Origin of the sequence: Pygmaiobacter massiliensis (genome assembly GCF_900199435.1) — a bacterium.
GTDB classification, from domain to species: Bacteria; Bacillota; Clostridia; order Oscillospirales; family Ruminococcaceae; genus Pygmaiobacter; species Pygmaiobacter massiliensis.
On the sequence record NZ_OAML01000003.1, the window covers coordinates 754,879 to 774,576 of the forward strand.

At 50.8% G+C, this 19,698-nt stretch carries 21 protein-coding genes; 12 read left to right on the forward strand and 9 right to left on the reverse strand.

What is annotated here, in order from left to right:
* Positions 1 to 10: 10 nt before the first annotated feature.
* The 3 genes from C1A11_RS08110 to C1A11_RS08120 form a co-directional block, all read right to left on the reverse strand.
* Entirely contained in the window at positions 11 to 985 is a 975-nt protein-coding gene (locus C1A11_RS08110) for a LysR family transcriptional regulator (protein WP_102049981.1), read from the reverse strand.
* Positions 986 to 1,280: 295 nt separating this feature from the next.
* A complete protein-coding gene (locus tag C1A11_RS08115) occupies positions 1,281 to 2,282 on the reverse strand; it encodes an aminopeptidase (protein WP_102049982.1) in 1,002 nt (333 codons plus the stop codon).
* An 85-nt stretch (positions 2,283 to 2,367) separates the two neighbouring features.
* A complete protein-coding gene (locus C1A11_RS08120) occupies positions 2,368 to 3,684 on the reverse strand; it encodes a dicarboxylate/amino acid:cation symporter (protein ID WP_242965876.1) in 1,317 nt (438 codons plus the stop codon).
* Positions 3,685 to 3,977: 293 nt separating this feature from the next.
* On the opposite strand from C1A11_RS08120, the gene C1A11_RS08125 reads away from it, so the two are divergent.
* Positions 3,978 to 4,430, forward strand: a complete 453-nt coding sequence (locus C1A11_RS08125) for a spore coat protein (RefSeq protein ID WP_102049983.1) — start codon at positions 3,978 to 3,980, stop codon at positions 4,428 to 4,430.
* A 67-nt stretch (positions 4,431 to 4,497) separates the two neighbouring features.
* Here C1A11_RS08125 and C1A11_RS08130 read toward each other — a convergent pair whose 3' ends face one another.
* The 4 genes from C1A11_RS08130 to C1A11_RS08145 all read right to left on the reverse strand — a co-directional run bounded on the left by C1A11_RS08130 (position 4,498) and on the right by C1A11_RS08145 (position 7,120).
* A complete protein-coding gene (locus C1A11_RS08130) occupies positions 4,498 to 5,016 on the reverse strand; it encodes an HD domain-containing protein (protein ID WP_180950293.1) in 519 nt (172 codons plus the stop codon).
* Positions 5,017 to 5,108: 92 nt separating this feature from the next.
* Positions 5,109 to 5,684, reverse strand: coding sequence for a TetR/AcrR family transcriptional regulator (locus C1A11_RS08135; RefSeq protein WP_102049984.1), 576 nt, complete (start codon positions 5,682 to 5,684; stop codon positions 5,109 to 5,111).
* A 477-nt stretch (positions 5,685 to 6,161) separates the two neighbouring features.
* Positions 6,162 to 6,440, reverse strand: coding sequence for a zinc-ribbon domain containing protein (locus C1A11_RS08140; RefSeq protein WP_102049985.1), 279 nt, complete (start codon positions 6,438 to 6,440; stop codon positions 6,162 to 6,164).
* Between the two features lie 134 nt (positions 6,441 to 6,574).
* On the reverse strand, positions 6,575 to 7,120 hold the full coding sequence (locus tag C1A11_RS08145) for a sigma-70 family RNA polymerase sigma factor (protein ID WP_102049986.1): 546 nt from the start codon (positions 7,118 to 7,120) through the stop codon (positions 6,575 to 6,577).
* Between the two features lie 342 nt (positions 7,121 to 7,462).
* Here C1A11_RS08145 and glpK point away from each other — a divergent pair, with 342 nt between their 5' ends.
* The 8 genes from glpK (at position 7,463) to dhaM (ending at position 15,134) form a co-directional block, all read left to right on the forward strand.
* Entirely contained in the window at positions 7,463 to 8,953 is a 1,491-nt protein-coding gene (glpK, locus tag C1A11_RS08150) for a glycerol kinase GlpK (RefSeq protein WP_102049987.1), read from the forward strand.
* A 30-nt stretch (positions 8,954 to 8,983) separates the two neighbouring features.
* Entirely contained in the window at positions 8,984 to 9,697 is a 714-nt protein-coding gene (locus C1A11_RS08155; RefSeq protein WP_102049988.1) for an MIP/aquaporin family protein, read from the forward strand.
* A gap of 109 nt (positions 9,698 to 9,806) precedes the next feature.
* A complete protein-coding gene (locus C1A11_RS08160; protein WP_102049989.1) occupies positions 9,807 to 11,267 on the forward strand; it encodes an NAD(P)/FAD-dependent oxidoreductase in 1,461 nt (486 codons plus the stop codon).
* Positions 11,264 to 12,544 (forward strand): NAD(P)/FAD-dependent oxidoreductase, encoded by a 1,281-nt coding sequence (locus C1A11_RS08165; RefSeq protein ID WP_102049990.1) that lies wholly within the window; start codon positions 11,264 to 11,266, stop codon positions 12,542 to 12,544. Before C1A11_RS08160 ends, C1A11_RS08165 begins: the two co-directional genes overlap by 4 nt.
* Positions 12,541 to 12,903: a DUF1667 domain-containing protein gene (locus C1A11_RS08170; protein ID WP_102049991.1), complete on the forward strand. Its 363-nt coding sequence runs from the start codon at positions 12,541 to 12,543 to the stop codon at positions 12,901 to 12,903. Before C1A11_RS08165 ends, C1A11_RS08170 begins: the two co-directional genes overlap by 4 nt.
* A gap of 77 nt (positions 12,904 to 12,980) precedes the next feature.
* Positions 12,981 to 13,970, forward strand: coding sequence for a dihydroxyacetone kinase subunit DhaK (gene dhaK, locus C1A11_RS08175; protein ID WP_102049992.1), 990 nt, complete (start codon positions 12,981 to 12,983; stop codon positions 13,968 to 13,970).
* A 163-nt stretch (positions 13,971 to 14,133) separates the two neighbouring features.
* Positions 14,134 to 14,751 carry a dihydroxyacetone kinase subunit DhaL gene (gene dhaL, locus C1A11_RS08180; protein ID WP_102049993.1) on the forward strand — a complete coding sequence of 206 codons (618 nt, stop codon included), beginning with the start codon at positions 14,134 to 14,136 and terminating at the stop codon, positions 14,749 to 14,751.
* Positions 14,751 to 15,134, forward strand: coding sequence for a dihydroxyacetone kinase phosphoryl donor subunit DhaM (dhaM, locus tag C1A11_RS08185; protein WP_102049994.1), 384 nt, complete (start codon positions 14,751 to 14,753; stop codon positions 15,132 to 15,134). Before dhaL ends, dhaM begins: the two co-directional genes overlap by 1 nt.
* 124 nt (positions 15,135 to 15,258) lie before the next feature.
* On the opposite strand, the gene C1A11_RS08190 is transcribed toward dhaM, so the two are convergent.
* Complete coding sequence (locus C1A11_RS08190; RefSeq protein WP_102051040.1) at positions 15,259 to 16,065, reverse strand: alpha/beta fold hydrolase; 807 nt, start codon at positions 16,063 to 16,065, stop codon at positions 15,259 to 15,261.
* Positions 16,066 to 16,280: 215 nt separating this feature from the next.
* Between C1A11_RS08190 and C1A11_RS08195 the strand changes: the two genes are divergently transcribed.
* Complete coding sequence (locus C1A11_RS08195; RefSeq protein WP_102049995.1) at positions 16,281 to 17,828, forward strand: ABC-F family ATP-binding cassette domain-containing protein; 1,548 nt, start codon at positions 16,281 to 16,283, stop codon at positions 17,826 to 17,828.
* Between the two features lie 128 nt (positions 17,829 to 17,956).
* On the opposite strand, the gene C1A11_RS08200 is transcribed toward C1A11_RS08195, so the two are convergent.
* On the reverse strand, positions 17,957 to 18,898 hold the full coding sequence (locus tag C1A11_RS08200) for a DUF3658 domain-containing protein (RefSeq protein ID WP_102049996.1): 942 nt from the start codon (positions 18,896 to 18,898) through the stop codon (positions 17,957 to 17,959).
* A 205-nt stretch (positions 18,899 to 19,103) separates the two neighbouring features.
* On the opposite strand from C1A11_RS08200, the gene C1A11_RS08205 reads away from it, so the two are divergent.
* Entirely contained in the window at positions 19,104 to 19,400 is a 297-nt protein-coding gene (locus tag C1A11_RS08205; protein ID WP_102049997.1) for a DUF2089 family protein, read from the forward strand.
* A gap of 97 nt (positions 19,401 to 19,497) precedes the next feature.
* Positions 19,498 to 19,668 carry a hypothetical protein gene (locus C1A11_RS13810; RefSeq protein ID WP_180950294.1) on the forward strand — a complete coding sequence of 57 codons (171 nt, stop codon included), beginning with the start codon at positions 19,498 to 19,500 and terminating at the stop codon, positions 19,666 to 19,668.
* Positions 19,669 to 19,698: the final 30 nt, after the last annotated feature.

Here is a 19,698-nt window from a genome sequence, read left to right on the forward strand (position 1 = left end):
CAGCATATAGCTACTCGAATTCAGCGCAGGATTCTTCGGGCAGCTCTTCCGCCCCGCAGAGGTCCAGGAACGCTTGTGCGGAACGCGACATATACCGGCCCTTTTTGCTTGCCAGATAAACAGGACGGACCGCTAAGGGGTCATCCAGCTTGTAATAAACCATGTTGTCTGTTTCGGGCAAAAAGCGAAACAGTGCAGCACGCATAAATACAGCGCCAGCGCCGTTGCGCGAGATGAAGAACGAGGTGAGAATCTGATCCAATGACATATGTATTTGAGGAGTAAAACCTGCGTTGCGACAGATGGACATGCCACGCTTGTACATATCATTGCCCGGTTTCATCATCAAAAACGGAATGTCGTGTAGCTCATGCAATGGCACGGCGGGGACATCCGGTGAAACAAAACGCTCGGATTTAATATCCTGGAAGGTGAGTGCATAATCTTTCACTCGCGCATTTTCTTTAAAGCAGGAGGGGACTGCAAGAATGATGTTTTCATGCCCCATAATATAGCGGGTCAGCGATTCATCTTTTTCGGTCAGCGCAGTTTCAATAATGAGGTCCAGCGCCTGTGTGTGCAGACCGTATTTTAGGTCAGCCAAATTACCCTCCAACAAATCGATGGTAATGCCGGGGTGTTCTTTCTGAAACTCACCAATCAGGCTGGAGAGAACATAAGAGCAAAAATAAGAAGACCCGCCCAGCGAAAGGTGGCCTTTGCCGAGTGTGGAAAGGTCTTGATAATAATCCTGCACATTGCTTTCGGCCAGCAGAATTTTCTCAATGTTTTCGATGTAATAAGCACCGTATTCCGTCACCCGAAGGGGCACAGTGGTGCGATCGAAAATCGGGCAGCCAATCTTTTTTTCAGCTTTTTTCACCATTGCGCTTAGGGCTGGTTGAGTAATGTACAACTTCTTTGCCGCTTTCGAAAAGCTCTTTTCTTGATATACGGCATAAACATATTTCATTTCGTTCAGCAAGGGCCATCCTCCTTTGTCTTTAATATTCCATTTTCTATTATACCTTCTTTTTGATTGCGATGACAACAAAAAATTTAGCAAAGCAGCGTAGCACAGTGTTGGTTAAATGAAAACGAAAGAAAGTATAACGGCCCTAAAACTGAAATAACAACGCATAAAATGAGCGCCCTGCGGTGAAATCGAAAGCCGCAGGGCGCTCATAGGCATTATTGTGACGTAAAAAGTAAGTATTAACTTGGAGATTTTTGGAGAAAAGAAATGTAATTATTTATAAATGAGAAAGGAGTTTGGAAGATTAGACTTCGCCGAGGCAGGTAAGTTTGCCATCTTTTACGATGATCTCGCCGTCAAATTCGATGGTCGGGTTGTACTGAACCATGTCGATGTGAACGGTGGAACGTGCCGGCTGGCCATAGTAGAAGCCGTTGCCCATAGCAATGTGGCAGGTGCCGCGTGCTTTTTTCTCTTCTTCGAAGTCGCCGTTGAAGAGGCAAGCCGGGTTCAGGCCGATGCCGATCTCTGCGATGTTATCGCTGTCTTTAACTTCAGCAAGCTGACGGCGAATCTCGCGGCAGACGTTGCTGTCGCCGCCGACAACCTCAACAATGCGGCCGCCTTCGATGCGCAGCTCAACGGGTACAGACGGTTTGCCGTAGTAGCAGATGGGGCCGTCGATGACCAGTTTGCCGTGGGTAGAACCAATCACGGGTCCGAGAGAAACCTCACCGTCAGACCATGCCATTGCATCGCCGGGGTTACGGGCAATGCCGCACTCGATGATGGGTTCCATCTGGTTCATTTCCATGTACAGATCAGTGCCTGCCGGGGTGGTGATATGAGCGTTTTTCTTGCCGCGCCAGACAGCCTGCAGCTTCTCGCCGTCTGCATAAACAGCTTCGTAATCAGCCAGAGCGCCGCCACGGGTAAAGTTGTCGATGTGACGCAGGCAGATGGAAACCTCACGCAGAGATTTTTTGTTGACGAGCTCTTTCAGGTGGTTGTTGTAGATAGCAGCGCCGGAAGAAGTGGTCATGCCGATGAAAACATCGCAAGCATCCATGCCGAGCTCAAGGGATTTCGGGAAGATGGTGGCTTTGTCTTTGCCACGGATGGGCATCATGTAGATGCCATACTCAGCACCGCATTTCAGAGCAGCAGCAGCGCAAGCGTTTGCCATGCGCATATCGGTCTGCGGATCGATAACGATCAAAACTTCTTCGCCCGGCTTAACAGCCATAAGGTTGCTCAGCAGATAGTCAGCGCGTTCAATACACTCAATAATACGATTGTCTTCCATGATAAGTAGCTCCTTTAAATTTATGTAGAATAGTGTGAATTCTGAAGCCGCCGTAGCGGCATCAGTAGGGTGCGATTAAGGTTGGCTAGGCAGCCACTTCTGATTTACCCGCGTTCGGGTCGTGGAATACATCGCGGTCGAGGTCGCCTTCCAGAGCAGCAATGCAAACGCTGGTAACGAGGTCGCCGGAAGAGTTGGTAGAAGTGTGTGCCTGGTCGATGATACGATAGATACCGGAAACGAGAGCGATGGCTTCCAGAGGAAGACCCATCTGGGTAAGTAAGGTGATGCTGATAACGAGGCCAATCTGCGGGGTAGCAGCGCAGCCAACGCTCAAGAAGGTGGCCTGAACCACCAGCATGATCTGCTGCTGGAGAGAAAGTTCAATGCCGTAAAGCTGGGATGCGAAAAGAACGATGATACCGAAGTAGATGCAGGTGCCGTTCATGTTGGCGGTAGCACCGAGCGGTAGAACAAAGTTCGAAATATCACGGGGAACACCGAGCTTTTTGGGAGCAACTTCCATAGAAACGGGCAGTGCAGCACTGCTGGTGCAGGTGCTGAAAGCCAGCATCCAAGGCTCGAAAGCCTTTTTCCAGAACATGATGGGGCTGACGCGTGCCACGAATTTGAGGAAGATTGCATACACAACGATAACCATGATGGCGTTTGCCAGGTAGTCGGTTGCGATAAATTTGAAGACAGGTCCAAAAATCTGCAGGCCGTATTTGGCAAGCGCAACGCTCATCAGGCCGAAAACGCCGTAGGGGATAATGCCCAGGATGAGGTTGATGATTTTAAACATGGTTTCAGAAAGCAAGGTAATAATCTGTGCCAGGGGCTCTGCACGTTTGCCCAGGCTGATAATCGCAAAGCCGATGAACAGCGAGAAGACGATGATAGGCATCATGTCGCCGCTGGTCAAAGAAGCGAACGGGTTTGCAGGGATAAGATCCAGAATGGTTTGATAGATACCGGGCAGTTCTTTCACCTCGGGGCTTGTTACGGCGCTGCCAAGCACGATGCCCTTGCCGGGCTGAATGAGGTTTGCCAAGGTAAGGCCGATGGTGGAAGCGATTGCCGAGCTGCCGAGGAACCAAAGAATGGTTTTGAGACCTACGCTGCGTAGTTTTTTAATATCGCCCAGCGAAAGCGCTGCATCGATGATGCAGAAGAAAACCAAGGGAACGACGACCATCTTGATCAGTTTCAGGAACAAGTCGCCGATAAACTGCAAGAACGGAAGGACATAACTGCCAATGATGGGATTATCAACACCACCCAGGATGTTTAAGACATATCCGAAGAGAATACCGGCTGCCAAGGCTGCAAATATTTTAATGTGCAGCGGCATCTTTTTCTTAGCCGGTTTGCTCTGTTTCTGGTTTGCCGCAGAGTCCAATTTGATACCCTCCTTTTAAAAGCGTTGCGAATTCCGTTTTGTTGTTGTTGGGTGAAAACAGGAGATCAATCTGTTTTCTCGTTTCGTATCTCATGAGATTATGGTCATATTCTACACAAACTTGGAGAAGCAGTCAATGTGTTTTGGACATTATATACACATTGGTATGGGGTATAAGTTGAGGGTTATGAAATCACTCCTTTCAAGCAAGGCTCTGAAACGCTGTAAAAAGCCGAGCCAAAGCCCATGAATATTTGTAAAAACCGCGCACACCCTATCATCGAGGTGATTGTATGAAGTTGACCGAAAAAGAACGTTCTCTGCTGCGGGATCTCAAAGCGGAAGAACAGCTCTGCGTGGACAAATATGCCAAATACGCTGCTGATGCAGAGGATGCGATGTTATCCAACCTGTTCGAGTCCATCGGACAAACCGAACAGCATCATTTGGATACCATCAACCTGATGATGGCGGGCGGAGTTCCGACACTGAAAAAAGGCGGACGTAAAAAGCAAGCACCGCCTACCGGCAACCGCGCGCGCAAAAACCCCAGCCAGCAGGATGGGTATCTTTGCGCTGATGCACTGTCGACCGAGAAACATGTGTCTTCCGTTTACGATACCAGTGTGTTTGAATTTGCACAGCCGGAGCTGCGCAACGCGCTGAACCATATCCAAGGCGAAGAGCAGGGACATGGTAAACAGATTTATGACTATATGTCGAGTCATGGTCTTTACAACGCATAAAGAGAACAAAAAAAGTCGTCCTTTCGTTGCCGAAAGGGCGGCTTTTTTGTTGTCGTACAATGCAATTTTATGACGCCAGAGGAAAATTGACTGGCGGGTGTGATTGCTGTGCCAGCTGGCGCAAAAACTGAGCATAAGGAATGCGGCAGATTTCGGCCAGGCTGCATAGCTTATCTACCAGGCAAACAATGGCCGCAACGCGATGACGCGGGGGTATGACCGTCAGCGGCCACATATGCTTTTCGATAATATCCAGCTCTAGAGGGTTGACCCCAAAGCATTCCTGAGCATTACGTGCGGCAATACCGGGATGGTAAAAGCCGTGCCAACGCCCATGACCGGGGTCGTGCCAGTCGTAAAGATAAAAATCATGCAGCAGGGCTCCACGAATCAGCGAGCGCTCCTGTCCATGAAAGCCAAGAAAACGATAAAGCCTATAGCTATACCAAGCGACAGCAAGGCAATGGGTTAATGTGGAAGTATTGCCATGCTGGACATATTGTGCCATCTGCTGCACTTCGTGCCGAGTTAAAGTTTTGCCGGCGCAGCGGTAAAAAAAGGCCAGCTCATTTTCTTGATGAGCCATGGGCCCCACCTTCTTTCGCTTTTTAGTATATGCTGTGGGGGCCTACAAAATCAAGAAATAAATTGTAAATATTTAAAGATAAGACCAGAAGATTATAGATGCGTGGCGTAAGGTCCCTGTAACCCAAAGCAGAGCAGAGAAAACGTTTTATCGCGCACTTCTTGTGAACTGGGCACTACACCGCACACTATCTGCAAGGCCAGACCCAACGCGATTTCACCAATCATGGGACTAAGCGCAGAATCCGGGGCGAGCAGCGGGTCATAATCTGCCATACGGCCAAGCAATGCTGCAAAAGAAGGGGCGTCCTGCGCCAGACGGTAAGATTCGAAATAAGCGGAATGGCGCATCTGGCAGTAAAATTTGGTGTAGTCGGGATGTTGAAGGAAAAAATCGACATAGGCATTCAGCAATTGTCTGAAGCCACCGAAAAAATCTTCCCCTTCCATCGAAACTTCGAGCACGGCAGCTTCTGCATAGGCATCGATGTAGTAAAAGCAGGAGAGCAGCAGCTCTGATTTGGAGGGGAAATAGTTGAAGATGGAGCCTTCGGAAATTTCCAGCAGTGCAGCTACCTTACGGGTGGTAACATTCTCAAGGCTGACCGCAGCAGAAAGTTTGATTGTTGCTTCCATGATGTCTTCACGATGGATAGAATTTTTGCGCATAACTTTCTTCCTTTCTTTTCAAGCCTAAAGCCTCGACGCACCTGAAACCCCGCGCATGCCGCGGCGCAAATAAAAGAATAGAAGGGAAAATGTAACTGTAAAAAGACTTTCCCTAAGCGTGAGACTTACTTTATATATTTTGCAATATCTATTATAGCTGAAAGGTAACAAAAAAGAAAGAAAAAATAAAAAGGTGAAATTACTGTTACTGATTTTTGTGACCGAATAATGCGCTTGACATCCCCCTATTTATTTTGTCGGTGGCCCAGTGTGTTATGTCAAAAACAATAAAACAAATCTAAGCGTTACGGTTGCCGGACTCATAAAATTAGTATTGAGTGAAGAGAAAAGCTGCTTAAGAAAATAAAAACAGCAGATCCAGCCAAAGCCAGATCTGCTGTTTGGATTGCAACAATGCGGTTAGCAGGTAAAACCACACCGAAAAGGCGAAGCTGCTACCGGCCGAAAAAGCTGAAATTACTCAGCGTCTTTCATTTTTGCATAGCACTCGCTGCAGTAAACGGGGCGGTCCTCACGGGGTTTGAAAGGAACGCGTGCTTCTGCACCGCAGCCGGCGCAGGTAGCAGTGAACATTTCACGCTGGCCACGGCCTGCGTTTTTGCGGGCATCGCGGCAGGATTTGCAGCGCTGGGGCTCGTTTTCAAAACCACGGCTTGCGTAGAACTCCTGCTCGCCGGCGGTGAATACGAATTCCTGACCGCAATCTTTGCATACTAAAGTTTTGTCCTGGTACATAAGTGAGTCTCCTCTAAAATAGTATTTGCCCGCGAAAGGATCTAAACTGATACTTTTGGTAAGGACCAACGCTCTGTTTATAAGCTACAGGGGCATGTGTAAATATATATAAGCCGGAATGGCTTATACCAAGGTTAGGTGTGCGGCTTTAATTTTTGTCGCACGCGAACAAGAGCGTTGTCGACTGCTTTCGGTGTTCGGGATAAAGCTTTAGCGATTTCGCTGTAACTTTGCCCACGCAGAGATAGCAGCAGGGCTTCTTTTTCAAAGCCGGAAAGCTTTGTGTTGATGCCCCGAACCGCCTCGCGGTACTGTTCTTTTAAAATTGCGAGCTCTTCCGGGCCAGGTACGGTAGCGGATTCTCGCAAAGGGACAGAGCTGTTCAGAGGAGCGTGTTTTTTACGTCCGGCAGCGCGCATGGCCGTAACAATGGAATTACGGATGCAGGTAGTGGCATAGGTAGCAAAGGCAGTGCCTTTGGCGGGGTCATAGGTTTTAACGGCATGAAAAAGGCCAATATAGCCTTCTTGTACGGCATCGTCAAAATCAAGACCCGGGCTTTCAGCACGTTTTGCGAGGCTGCGAATGGTAGGCATGAACCGTGCAATTAAGATTGCAAGGGCTGCCTCATCACCGCTTTGGGCCTTTTCGAGACGAAGCGGATCGATCGGTTGTGTCATACAAACCTCGCTGCGATAACAACAATAATATCTCGCTGTTAATATCTATAATCCATTATATTGTATAAATCGAATAGCTGTTTGTCAATAGTTTTTTGAAATATTCAATAAAAATGACAATGAAATTAACCTTTTTTTGGCAGTAGTTACGGGGAGTCAAAGCCATTTTTGACCGATTGCACAAAAAATATGCAATTACTTTTGGGGGCTCATTTCAAAAGCGGACAGTCTATTCGATTTTGACGCCGAATAAGATTGTCCTAACACAGACAAAAGCGCAAATGCTTTTGCAAGGCAACCCGTAGCCGCCCTACGGGAAAAGAATGAAGGAGGTTCTATAGTATGGCAAAGTATGTCATGGCTTTGGACGCAGGCACAACCAGCAACCGCTGCATTCTCTTTAATGAAAAAGGGGAAATGTGCAGCGTTGCACAAAAAGAGTTCCCCCAGTATTTCCCGAAGGCGGGCTGGGTAGAACACGATGCCAAAGAAATTTGGGAAACACAGCTTTCTGTTGCAAGGGAGGCAATGAAAAAGCTGGGCGTTGCAGCAGAGGATATTGCGGCAATCGGCATTACCAACCAGCGCGAAACTACTGTTGTATGGGATAAAGAAACCGGCGAGCCGGTATTCCACGCCATCGTCTGGCAGTGCCGCCGCACTTCAGAATACTGCGACAGCTTAAAAGCAAAAGGTCTTGTGGATTCCTTCCGTGCAAAGACCGGCCTTACCATTGATGCTTATTTCTCCGGCACCAAGCTGAAATGGATTCTGGACAATGTGCCCGGCGTAAGGGAGCGCGCAGAAGCGGGCGAGCTGCTGTTTGGCAACATTGATACCTGGCTGATCTGGAAACTGACCAAAGGCCGCGTGCATGTTACGGATTATTCCAACGCTTCACGCACGATGCTGTTTAACATCAACACGCTGAAATGGGACGAAGAGATTCTTGCAGAGCTCGACATTCCAAAATGCATGCTGCCGGAGCCCAAACCCTCCAGCTGCGTGTACGGCGATGCAGATGCAGAGTGGTTCGGCGGCCCGATTACCATCGGCGGCGCTGCGGGCGACCAGCAGGCAGCATTGTTTGGCCAGACCTGCTACCATCCCGGCGAAGCAAAGAATACATACGGCACCGGCTGCTTTATGCTGATGAACACCGGTGAAACCCCTGTTTTCTCTAAAAACGGCTTGGTCACCACCATCGCATGGGGCCTTGACGGCAAGGTCAACTATGCGCTGGAAGGCTCTATCTTCGTGGCAGGCGCCGCTATTCAGTGGCTGCGCGACGAGATGAAGCTGGTCGATTCTTCGCCGGATTCTGAGTATTACGCGAAAAAAGTAAAAGACACCAACGGCTGCTACGTTGTGCCGGCTTTTACCGGCCTTGGCGCACCTTATTGGGACCAGTACGCCCGCGGCACCATCGTTGGCATTACCCGCGGCGTCAACAAGTACCATCTCATCCGTGCAACGCTGGAGAGCCTGGCCTACCAGACTTACGACGTGCTGCATGCAATGCAGGAAGACTCTGGCATTGAGCTTGCTGCGCTGAAAGTTGACGGCGGTGCTTGCGCAAACGACTTCCTGATGCAGTTCCAGTCCGATATCATCGGCGCGCCGGTGCATCGCCCTGTCTGCATTGAGACCACAGCAATGGGTGCTGCATACCTGGCAGGGCTTGCAGTGGGCTATTGGAAGAGCAAAGAAGATGTTGTGAACAACTGGCAGATTTCTAAAGTGTTTGACCCTGCCATGGCGGACCTGGAACGCGCAGAGAAGCTGGCAGGCTGGAGCAAGGCCGTAAAATGCTCGTTCGGCTGGAGCAAATAAGCAAAGGTTAGAAAGGAAGAGGTGGATTTCATGTTACCGTACATTGGCGAATTTTTAGGCACAGCAATTCTTGTTTTGCTCGGCGACGGTGTTGTCGCAAACGTTTCGCTCAATAAATCCGGCATGAAGGGTGCGGGCTCTATCCAAATCACGCTGGCGTGGGGCCTTGCGGTTCTTGTTCCAGCATGCATTTTCGGGGCGGCTTCCGGTGCGCACTTTAACCCGGCTCTCACCATTGCACTCGCGCTCGGCGGCAACTTTGCGTGGAGTATGGTTCCCGGTTACATCATTGCCCAAATGCTCGGTGCTATGGTAGGCGCAGCACTCGTCTTTATGTTCTTTAAAGACCAGTTTGATGCCACCGACGACCCGAAAGCAAAACTTGGCTGCTTCTCTACCGGCCCGGCAGTTAAAAACCTGCCCCGCAACATTTTCTGCGAAGCAGTCGGCACCTTTATCCTCGTTTTCGCTATTCTTGGCTTTGGCAACGTTGCTGGTGCATCGGCCTCTGCAGTGGATAAACTCTTTGTCTTTGGCCTGATCGTTTCAATCGGTATGTCCCTTGGCGGCACCACCGGTTATGCCATCAACCCCGCCCGCGACCTTGGCCCCCGTATTGCGCATGCTTTGCTGCCCATCCAGGGCAAAGGCGACTCCAACTGGGGTTATGCAATGGTGCCGGTCGTTGGCCCCATCATCGGCGGTATCGTGGCAGCATTGCTGTTTAATGCGATTCCGTTCTAAACCATAGCGCGCTATTCATTTGCGGCAATCAGCCGCGCACCCGCGAGGGGCAGACACGTCGGCAGACAACGTCTGCCTCTCGCATTTTTTTGAAGGAAGTGAGTTTTCTATGCTGGACGTCATTATTATCGGCGGCGGTGTTATCGGCTGCGCCATTGCGCGAGAGCTGTCACGGTTTAAACTGCAGGTGCTGCTGCTGGAAAAGACAGACGATATCTGTAATGGGCAAAGCAAAGCAAACACTGCCATTATCCATGGCGGGTATGATGCCAAGCCCGGCACCCAAAAGGCGAGATTCAACGTAGCTGGCAATAAAATGTACGAGTCTGTTTGTGCAGAGCTCGACGTGCCGCGCAAGTGGAACACTTCACTGGTGGTTTCATTTTCGTTTGACGACCATGACAAATTAGAAGAACTGTTGCGGCAGGGCGCAGTGAACGGCGTACCGGATCTGCGCATTATCGGGCAGGATGAGCTGCGTGCCCGTGAGCCGAATGTAGGCCGCACCGCGGCCGAGGCACTGCTGGTGCCGACCGGAGGCATCGTGTGCCCGTATGAGCTGACGGCGGCCTTTGCAGAAAATGCCGCAACAAATGGAGTGAAGTTCCGCCGCAATGCCGAAGTAATCTCGGTGGCAAAAACCGAGGGCGGCTGGAGAGTGGCTTGCAAAGATGCTGTTTATCGTACCCGCGCTGTCGTAAATGCGGCAGGCCTTTACTCAGACCGCATCAATAATATGGTGTCGGAGGATGAATTCCACATCCACCCGCGCCGTGGTGAATATTACATTGTGGATAAAAAATACGCAGATGTTTTCCACGCCGCGATGTTCCAACTGCCGACCAAGATGGGTAAAGGGATATTGGTTTCGCCCACCGTAGATGGCACAGTGCTCATCGGACCTACTGCGGAGGATATCGACGACAAAGCCGATACCCGCACCACAGCAGAGGGGCTGGAAAAAGCGCTGCGTTATGGCAGCCTGACCTGGGAGAACATTCCGCGTAAAGACTTTATCACGACATTCTCGGGCCTGCGCGCGCATAGCGATAAAGACGACTTTATATTGGGCGAACCGGCCGATGCGCCGCTCTTCTTTAATGCTGGCGGTGTCGAATCTCCGGGTCTTACTTCTTCGCCGGCCATCGGGCAATATCTTGCAGAGAGCATTGCCGATAAGCTGGGTGCCGCGCGCAACGAAGCATTTGACCCGATTCGTCACAGCATCCCGAAGTTTCGCGAGATGACAATGGAAGAGCGCGCCCGCGCGATTGCTCATAACCCCGATTATGCAAAGGTGGTGTGCCGCTGTGAAACCGTGACCGAGGCAGAAATTCGCGAAGCGATTCGCCGCCCGGTAGGTGCGCGCACAGTAGATGGCATCAAACGCCGTACTCGCGCCGGTATGGGGCGCTGCCAAGCAGGCTTCTGCACGCCCCGCACCATTGAGCTGCTTTGCGAAGAGCTGGAGCTTGACCCAACTGAAATTACCAAATGCGGCGGTGATTCGTACCTTGTACAGGGCGATGTGCTGCCCAATGCAGAGGAAGAAGGGGGCGAGCAGGAATGAAAAAAGTGCAGATTGTCATTGTAGGCGGCGGCCCTGCCGGGCTTGCTGCTGCCGTGGCCGCGTGGGAAGCCGGTTGCAGAGACCTGCTGATTTTAGAGCGGGAGGAAGCACTAGGCGGCATTTTGAAACAATGTATTCATAATGGGTTTGGACTGCACACCTTTGGTGAAGAGCTGACTGGCCCCGAGTATGCCGCGCGTTACATAGAGAAGGTAGAGGCATACGGTATTCCGTACCAATGCGACACGATGGTAGTAAATATTTCTGAGCAGCGGGTGGTGACTGCCGTTTCCCGCAGCGAAGGCGTACAGGAGTTTGAGGCAGGTGCGGTGATTTTGGCAATGGGCTGTCGCGAGCGCCCGCGCGGTGCGCTGGGCATTCCGGGCTGGCGGTGCAGCGGTATTTATACGGCTGGCACAGCACAAAAGCTGGTTAACCGCAAAGGGATGATGCCGGGCAAACGTGTGGTGATTTTGGGTTCTGGCGACATTGGGCTGATCATGGCGCGCCGCATGACCTTTCTCGGCGCAAAAGTGCTGGGTGTGGTTGAGCTTATGCCATATTCTTCGGGGCTCAAACGCAATATCGTGCAATGCCTCAACGACTACGACATTCCGCTGCTGCTTAGCCATACCGTGGTAGACGTTGCAGGCAAAGAGCGGCTTACCGGTGTAACGGTGGCACAGGTGGACGAAGCACTGCGCCCCATCCCCGGCACAGAGCAGATTTTTGACTGCGACACACTGCTGCTCTCAGTGGGACTGATTCCGGAAAACGAGCTTTCTTCGATGGCAGGGGTCGAGCTTTCTGCCGCGACGAGCGGCGCGTTGGTAGACGAACAACTGGAAACAAGCGTTCCGGGCATCTTCTCTTGCGGTAACGTACTGCATGTGCATGACCTGGTGGACTTTGTTTCGGAAGAAGCTGCAAAAGCCGGGCTGGCAGCGCTGCATTATGCAGAAGGCAAGCTGCCGCAGCCAGAAAACCAGATGGTTGTAGAAAGCGGCTTTGGCGCAGGCGGAGTTGTACCGCAGCGCATGTCCAAAACCCTTGCCGAGCCGGTGCAGCTGATGTTCCGCTCGCGCGGTGTATATCCAAATGCCGCGGTAGCCATAGAGCTGGACGGTGCAGAGGTAGCGCGCCGCAAATTCCGCATCCTTACGCCGGGCGAGATGGTTCGCATGGCATTTTTGCCCGCATGGGCGGCAGAACACCCGGAGGCGCAAAAAGTTACTGTTCGGGTGGTATTGCCGCAGGAAGGAGGCGAGCAGGTATGAGCAACAAAAAAGAGCTTACCTGTATTGGTTGCCCGATGGGCTGCCAGATCTCAGCAGAGCTGGATGAGGAAGGGCACATCCTTTCGCTTGCCGGGTTTACCTGCAAAGTGGGCGAGAATTACGCAAAAGAAGAGCTGACTGCACCAAAGCGCATGGTGACGGCACTGGTGCGTCTTTCCGGCGGGCGAGAGCCGCTCTCGGTAAAAACCTCAAAGCCGATTGATAAAAAACTGGTTTTTGACTGCCTGCGTGCAGCTGCTACAGTTTCGGTACTGCGCCCGGTGAAAATCGGGGAAGTGATTCTGCCGCATGTCTGCGATACGGATGTGGATTTGATTGCAACCAGTGAGGTGCTTTGAGTTTTCCACAAGCTTTCCACACAAGTTTTAAGACAATGTTGAAAAACAACCCTGCCAATACGAAAGGGGCGTTACTTATGAAAAAACTTATCAACCAGCCCGAAAATGTCGAGCGCGAAATGATAGAAGGTCTCGTAAAAGCTTATCCGCATATGCTGCGTAAATTGGATTGCGGAAATGTAGTGGTACGAGCCGAGAAAAAAGAAAGTAAAGTTGCACTCATCAGCGGCGGCGGCAGCGGGCACGAGCCGGCTCACGGTGGCTTTGTAGGCACCGGAATGCTGGACGCGGCAGTTGCAGGCGCAGTGTTTACCTCCCCCACACCGGATATGATTTATGAAGGCATCCGCGCGATTGCCACCGAGGCAGGCGTGCTGATGGTTGTGAAAAACTACACCGGCGATATTATGAACTTTGAAATGGCGGCAGAGCTTGCGGCGATGGACGGCATTGAGGTGCGCTCGGTTGTAACCAATGACGACGTGGCCGTTGAAGACAGCCTTTACACCACCGGGCGCCGCGGCGTTGCAGGCACCATTTTTGTCCACAAAATTGCAGGCGCCGCAGCACAAGCGGGGGCCCCGCTTGACCAGGTGCAGCGAGTGGCACAAAAAGTAATTGACAACGTGCGCACCATGGGCATGGCAATTTCGCCCTGCACCGTACCGGCAGCAGGCACCCCTGGCTTTGACCTTGCGGATGACGAGATGGAAATCGGCATTGGCATCCACGGCGAACCGGGCACCCACCGCGAAAAACTTGCCCCGGCCGATCAAATTGTGACGATGCTGACCGAAAAGATTCTCGCGGATATCGACTACGCGGGCAGTGAAGTAGCAGTGCTTGTAAACGGTGCAGGTGGCACCCCGCTGATGGAGCTGTTTTTGCTCAACAATAAATTACAGGACCTGCTGGCAGAGCGCGGAATTCAAGTTTACAAAACGATGGTGGGCAACTATATGACCTCGATTGAAATGGCGGGATTTTCGATTTCGCTGCTGCGGCTGGATGATGAACTTAAGCAGCTGCTGGATGCACCCTGCAATGCACCGGCCTGGAAAAACTAAAGCAGCCTCGGCGACATTGCGCTCGCGGCAAATAGAAAAGTAGAAAACTTGAAAGGCAGCACTTTCAAGTTTCGGTATTGTGCCGCTTTCTTTATTTAATAGTATTATATAGCTTGGCAAAGCCGGGCGCGGCACAGTTTCCAAGAAAGGAAGGGCCATAGTTATGGCAGACAGCAAAAAGGTAGCTGAAGTTCTGCGTAAAATTGCGCAGGCAGTAGAGCAGGAAAAAGATGCGCTGACAGCGCTTGACCGTGCCATTGGCGACGGTGACCACGGCATTAACCTGGCGCGTGGCTTTGGTGCAGTTGCAGCACGTTTGGATGAAGCGGCGAATGCCAGCGTTGGGGCAATCCTTAAAATGGCGGGAATGACACTAGTTTCTACCGTGGGGGGTGCCTCTGGCCCGTTGTACGGCACAGCTTTTTTAAAGGCAGGCGCGGCGGTAGGCGAAAAAACAGAGATGGACAGCAACGACTTTATTCGTGCCTTTGATGCCGCCATTGCAGGTATCGCAATGCGCGGAAAAGCGCAGCAGGGCGAAAAGACGATGCTGGATGCGTTGATTCCCGCACTCAATGCACTGCGGGAAGATCCGGACTTTGCAAACGGTTTGCGGCGTGCCGTAAAAGCAGCCGAAGCCGGCGTCGAATACACCAAAACCATCCTTGCAACCAAGGGCCGCGCAAGCTATCTCGGCAATCGAAGCATTGGCCACGCCGACCCCGGCGCCGCCAGCTCGCTTTTGATATTGCAGGTAATTGCGCAGGAGGTGCTTGGCTGATGGTGGGCATTGTACTGATTTCGCACAGCGGTGCGGTGGCGCAAAGCGTCGCCGGGCTTGCCAAAATGATGGCGCCCGACGCGCGCGTCACCTTTGCGGGCGGCCTGCCAGACGGCAGCTTTGGCACCTCTTATGATGCGCTGTATGAGGCGGTGCGGCAAGCGGATGATGGCGATGGCGCAGTGCTGCTGATGGATATGGGCAGTGCAGTGATGACCGCCGAGATGGTGCAGGAAGCACTGCCGCAAACCCAGCTGCTGCTGGCGGATGCGCCATTTGTGGAAGGGGCGATTGCGGCCACCCTTACCGCAGGTTTTGGCGCTTCGGCCGAAGAAGTGCTCGCTGCCGCCGAAGCTGTGCGCGGCGAGCAAAAACTGAATTAAGCATGCAAAGCAAAACAGCCCGGCACTTGTTAAGGTGTCGGGCTACTTTGTTTTCTATAAAAATATGCTGGCCGCAAAGGGCAAGTGCAGGACTTTTTTAGGTGAAAAAGCGGCCGCTGTAAGCTCAGTCATCTAAAAAAGTCAATACCTGCTGGTTAAAATCAGGTGCTTCCTCGTAGGCCATATGGCCAAGCCCGTTGTAGAGCACGAGCTTACTGCCGGGAATCTTATTTGAGATTTCGGTAGATGCGGCGGTGCCGACAACATGATCCCTGTCACCGCCAACCACAAGGGTGGGGCAGTTTATTTCGGGCAGTCGTGTTGCCACATTATGCCCAAGGCATGCGTTTGCTTGAATGCGGAATCTGCTGAAGTCTTTCGGTTTACCCACTATCCCCAAAAGTGGAAGAAAGGCGCTGTGCTTTTTGATGTAGGCTTCGCTGTAAGACCGTTTAGCCGTATCAATGACCAGGCTTTTATAATCGCCGCGTTCGGCCATTGCAATCCACCGGCAAACCACAGTTTGCAAAGTTTCGTTTTGCTGCGCTGCGGTAACTGCCAAAACCAGCTTTTTTATCATTTCGGGATGGTTAAGCGCAATGTGTTGGGCTATCATACCACCCATAGAAACGCCTAAAAGGCAAACGTCAGAAAGTCCAAGTGCTTTCATCACGGCAACCTGGTCTTCGGCCATGTCGTGCAGCGAATAATTTTGCGGCATTTCATTTTTTCGGCTGAACACAAATACCCGGTAATCTTTTGCAAAAGCACGGTACAGGTACGCAAATGGAACGGCCATGCCTTTTACCGTTTTCAGCCCATCGCCCAAGCCTGGAATCATCACCAGCGTTTTAGGGCCATTGCCAAATGTAATATAGTTCATATCTGTATTGCCGATAGAAACGGTGCAATTTTTTGCATGATAAAGCATAAGCCCTCCTGGCAGGGTGGCCGAAAAAGCCACAGTAGCTTGCAGTACCTGAATTTTACCATATTTGTTTTGGTGTGTCATCTGCAAAAGCACAGCGAGCGCATATTTGCCAATGGACAACCGGCGCAAAATTGGATATAATAGAAAAGCTGAAAATCCCGATGTGATGCATCGGGGTTTTGCTTTTGTAAGAGATTTTACCGGAGGTTCCTCAGATGCTGAATGTGCAAAACGTAACACATGGGTATGGCGCGCGCTGTATCCTCGACGATGCTTCCTTTCGCCTGCGCAAAGGCGAACACGTGGGCCTGGTAGGGGAGAATGGCGAGGGCAAATCCACCTTTTTAAATATCATCACCGGGGTACTGCCGCCCGACGAAGGCACCATTACTTGGGGCAAGCATGTCACGGTAGGCTACCTTGACCAGCGCACCAGCCTCACCGCGGGCAAAACAATCCGCGATGTGCTGCGCGATGCATTCGCTCCCATGTTCCAGCTTGAACAAGAAATGCTGGCCATGTACGAAAAAATGGGCGATGCCAGCGAAGACGAAATGAACGAGCTGCTCGAAGAGGTCGGCGATCTGCAAAATATCCTCGACCACAGCGGCTTTTACAGCATTGATTCCCGCGTGGAAGAGTATGCCGGCGGCCTTGGGCTTGGCGAAATTGGACTTGACCGTGACGTCGCAGAGCTTTCCGGCGGGCAGCGCACTAAAGTGCTGCTGACCAAACTGCTGCTGGAAAATCCGACGATTTTAATTTTGGACGAGCCGACCAACTATCTCGATGAAAACCATATTGTCTGGCTGACCAACTTTTTGCAGAACTATGAAAATGCATTTTTGCTTGTTTCGCATGACGAAGCGTTTTTAAATAACGTTATTAATGTAGTGTACCATGTGGAAAACGGCGTATTAACCCGCTATAAGGGCGATTACAATAATTTTCTGGCGATGTATGACCTGAAAAAACGGCAGGTGGAGCAGGCGTACGAAAAGCAGCAAAAAGAGATTGCTCAGCTGGAGGATTTTGTTGCCCGCAACAAAGCACGTGCTGCTACCGCAAATATGGCGCGTAGCCGACAGAAAAAGCTGAATAAGATGGAAGTCATCGAGCTTGCAAAAGAAAAGCCGAAGCCAACCTTCGGGTTTACCTATTCGCGCACGCCGGGCAAGTTTATTATAGAAGCAAAAGACCTTGTGCTGGGTTACGACGAAGCCCTGACCCAACCGCTGAGCTTTGTGGTAGAGCGAGGGCAGAAGATTGCCATCAAAGGTGTGAACGGCCTTGGTAAATCCACTTTGCTGAAAACGATGCTGGGTATTATTCCGCCGTTTGCTGGCGAAGTAACAGTAGACGACACTGTAGAAACAGGATATTTTGAGCAGGAACATGCAGCGAGTAAAAACACCGCGCTGGAAGAGGTGTGGCAAGAATTCCCCTCGATGACCAATGCAGCGGTGCGCGGTGCACTGGCCCGCTGTGGACTGACCACCCAGCATATTGAAAGCCAGGTGCGGGTGCTAAGCGGCGGCGAGCATGCTAAGCTGCGGCTGTGCAAGCTGATGCTGCGCGGCATGAACCTGCTGGTGCTTGACGAACCGACCAATCATTTGGATGTGTATGCGAAAGAATCCTTAAAACAGGCTGTAGCAGAGTTTAAGGGCACAGTGATATTGGTCAGCCACGAGCCGGAGTTTTACAGCGACCTTGTGACTGATGTTTGGAACCTGGAAGACTGGACAACAAAAATCGTTTAGACAAAGCAAATTGAGATACAATAAAAGGCGAAAATAGCTTGCTGGTTTACAGCTGCTTGTGCTTTACAAAAGAAAAGGCCTCTTCTGTGTAAGAAGAGGCCTTTTTATTTTGCATTTTAAATTAAACGCTATGTGCGGGCAATAACCGCATTATAAAAGCGGCGTGGGTCATCCTTTTGCATGGTGAATACACCTGAGTCAAGCAGTGCGCGAATACGCTGGGCCACAAGCCAGTCACTGATGCCAAGTCTGCGGCGCCCCAGAACCTTGCCGATTAGCTCACATACCCGGCAGCCTTCTGGCGGGCACTCTTCTAATATGGCAGCATCGTAATAGTCTATCGGCGCACTGATGACGTGGCCGTTTTCGACCACCCGCAGCGGGGCATTTTCACGCACCAATTGCTGCCAGCGTGCGGCCATCTCTTTTAACTGCGACGCAGAAACGGGCACGGCATCTTTGGCAAAAACACCGTAAAGCTCGGGTGTTATATCACCCCAGCCAATCGGCTGAACGACTGCGTCATCGCCCATGGTATATTCTTTCGGCAGCGGTACCAGCGTAACAGGCGTATTAAAGTGCTGCAAAATATCTGCCGCAAACAGCAGCCCGCAAGCACTGGAGGGCAGATCGTCTGCCCAGATTCGGATTGCGTCTCCCGCCGCCGCGCGGGCTTTTAGTTTTTCAAGGTCGACAAGGCAATCTTGCCAAAACTTTGTGGCGGTGGCTTCCATCTGTTCCAGTTCACCCCAAGGGTCTGCGGTGAGCCACTGTTGCAGCAGTTGCTGCCGCGGGCAGTTTTCATCGCCGAAAGGTGCGGCAATATCGCCAATAGAAAAATCAAACGAAAGTGAGGCAAGGTCTTCTTTGCAGCCACCCAGCGGTACGGCCTGTGCTTGCAGTTTTTGCTGCCTGGCCCGGGCTTTTGCCTCTGCTTTTTTGCGCTGCCACCAGCTTAGCTTACCGCGACCAATGACGGCAATGCAACTGGCTCCGCCAATGCTGTTTTTACAGTGCTGCGCATAATGCAAAGCCCCTTTGACCGAATCACTAAAACAAACTTCCAGCATCGTTTTATCCTTTCGTGTCTGCACACCCAGAAAATCTAGCAGTAGTTATTAGCTTGATTATACCAACCTAGCCTGGTGTTTGCAAAGGTAAGCGCAGAACAAGAATAATATAAATAACATGTAAAATTAAAATCAAAGAAATAATTACACATTGACTTTAATAAAATTATAGTTTATATTTAATATTATTAAAGGAGTGGTGGCTATGGCAATAGAAATGATTCCGGAGTGGATGGCAGGGCTGGAAGAAGAAGACCTGGCTTTTATGAAAAAGTTTGTGCTTGCATCTGGCTCTTTAAAAGAAATTGCGCAGCAGTATGGCGTTACTTATCCTACAGTAAGGCTGCGGCTGGATAAGCTGATTCAGAAAATACAAATCAGCGAAGAAGTTTCTGGCGATCCATATATAGCGCTGGTCAAACGGCTGGCAGTCAATGAGAAAATTGATTTTGACACAGCAAAACTGCTGATACAAGGCTATAAAAAAGTAAAAGGAGAATAGATGTATGTTGATTGTGAGTGTGGGGCTTTTTATCTTTCTGGGCATTTTCTTGCTCTTAATCGGGCTTCAGGTCTTTTTCTGCAAAAGACATTCTAAAATGGCGCTCATTTTGCCCATTATAGCCGCGTGCGGATTTATTATAGTTGGCATCCCGGCAATTTTTGAGGCAGCAATCTTGTTTGCGATTTACTTTGTAAATAAAATGCTCGAAAAAGAAAAAAGAGAAAGCCTTGCAGAAATTGAAAAAATGAATATTGCAGACCTGTAAGCGAACAAAAAGGAGGTACCGAAAAACGGT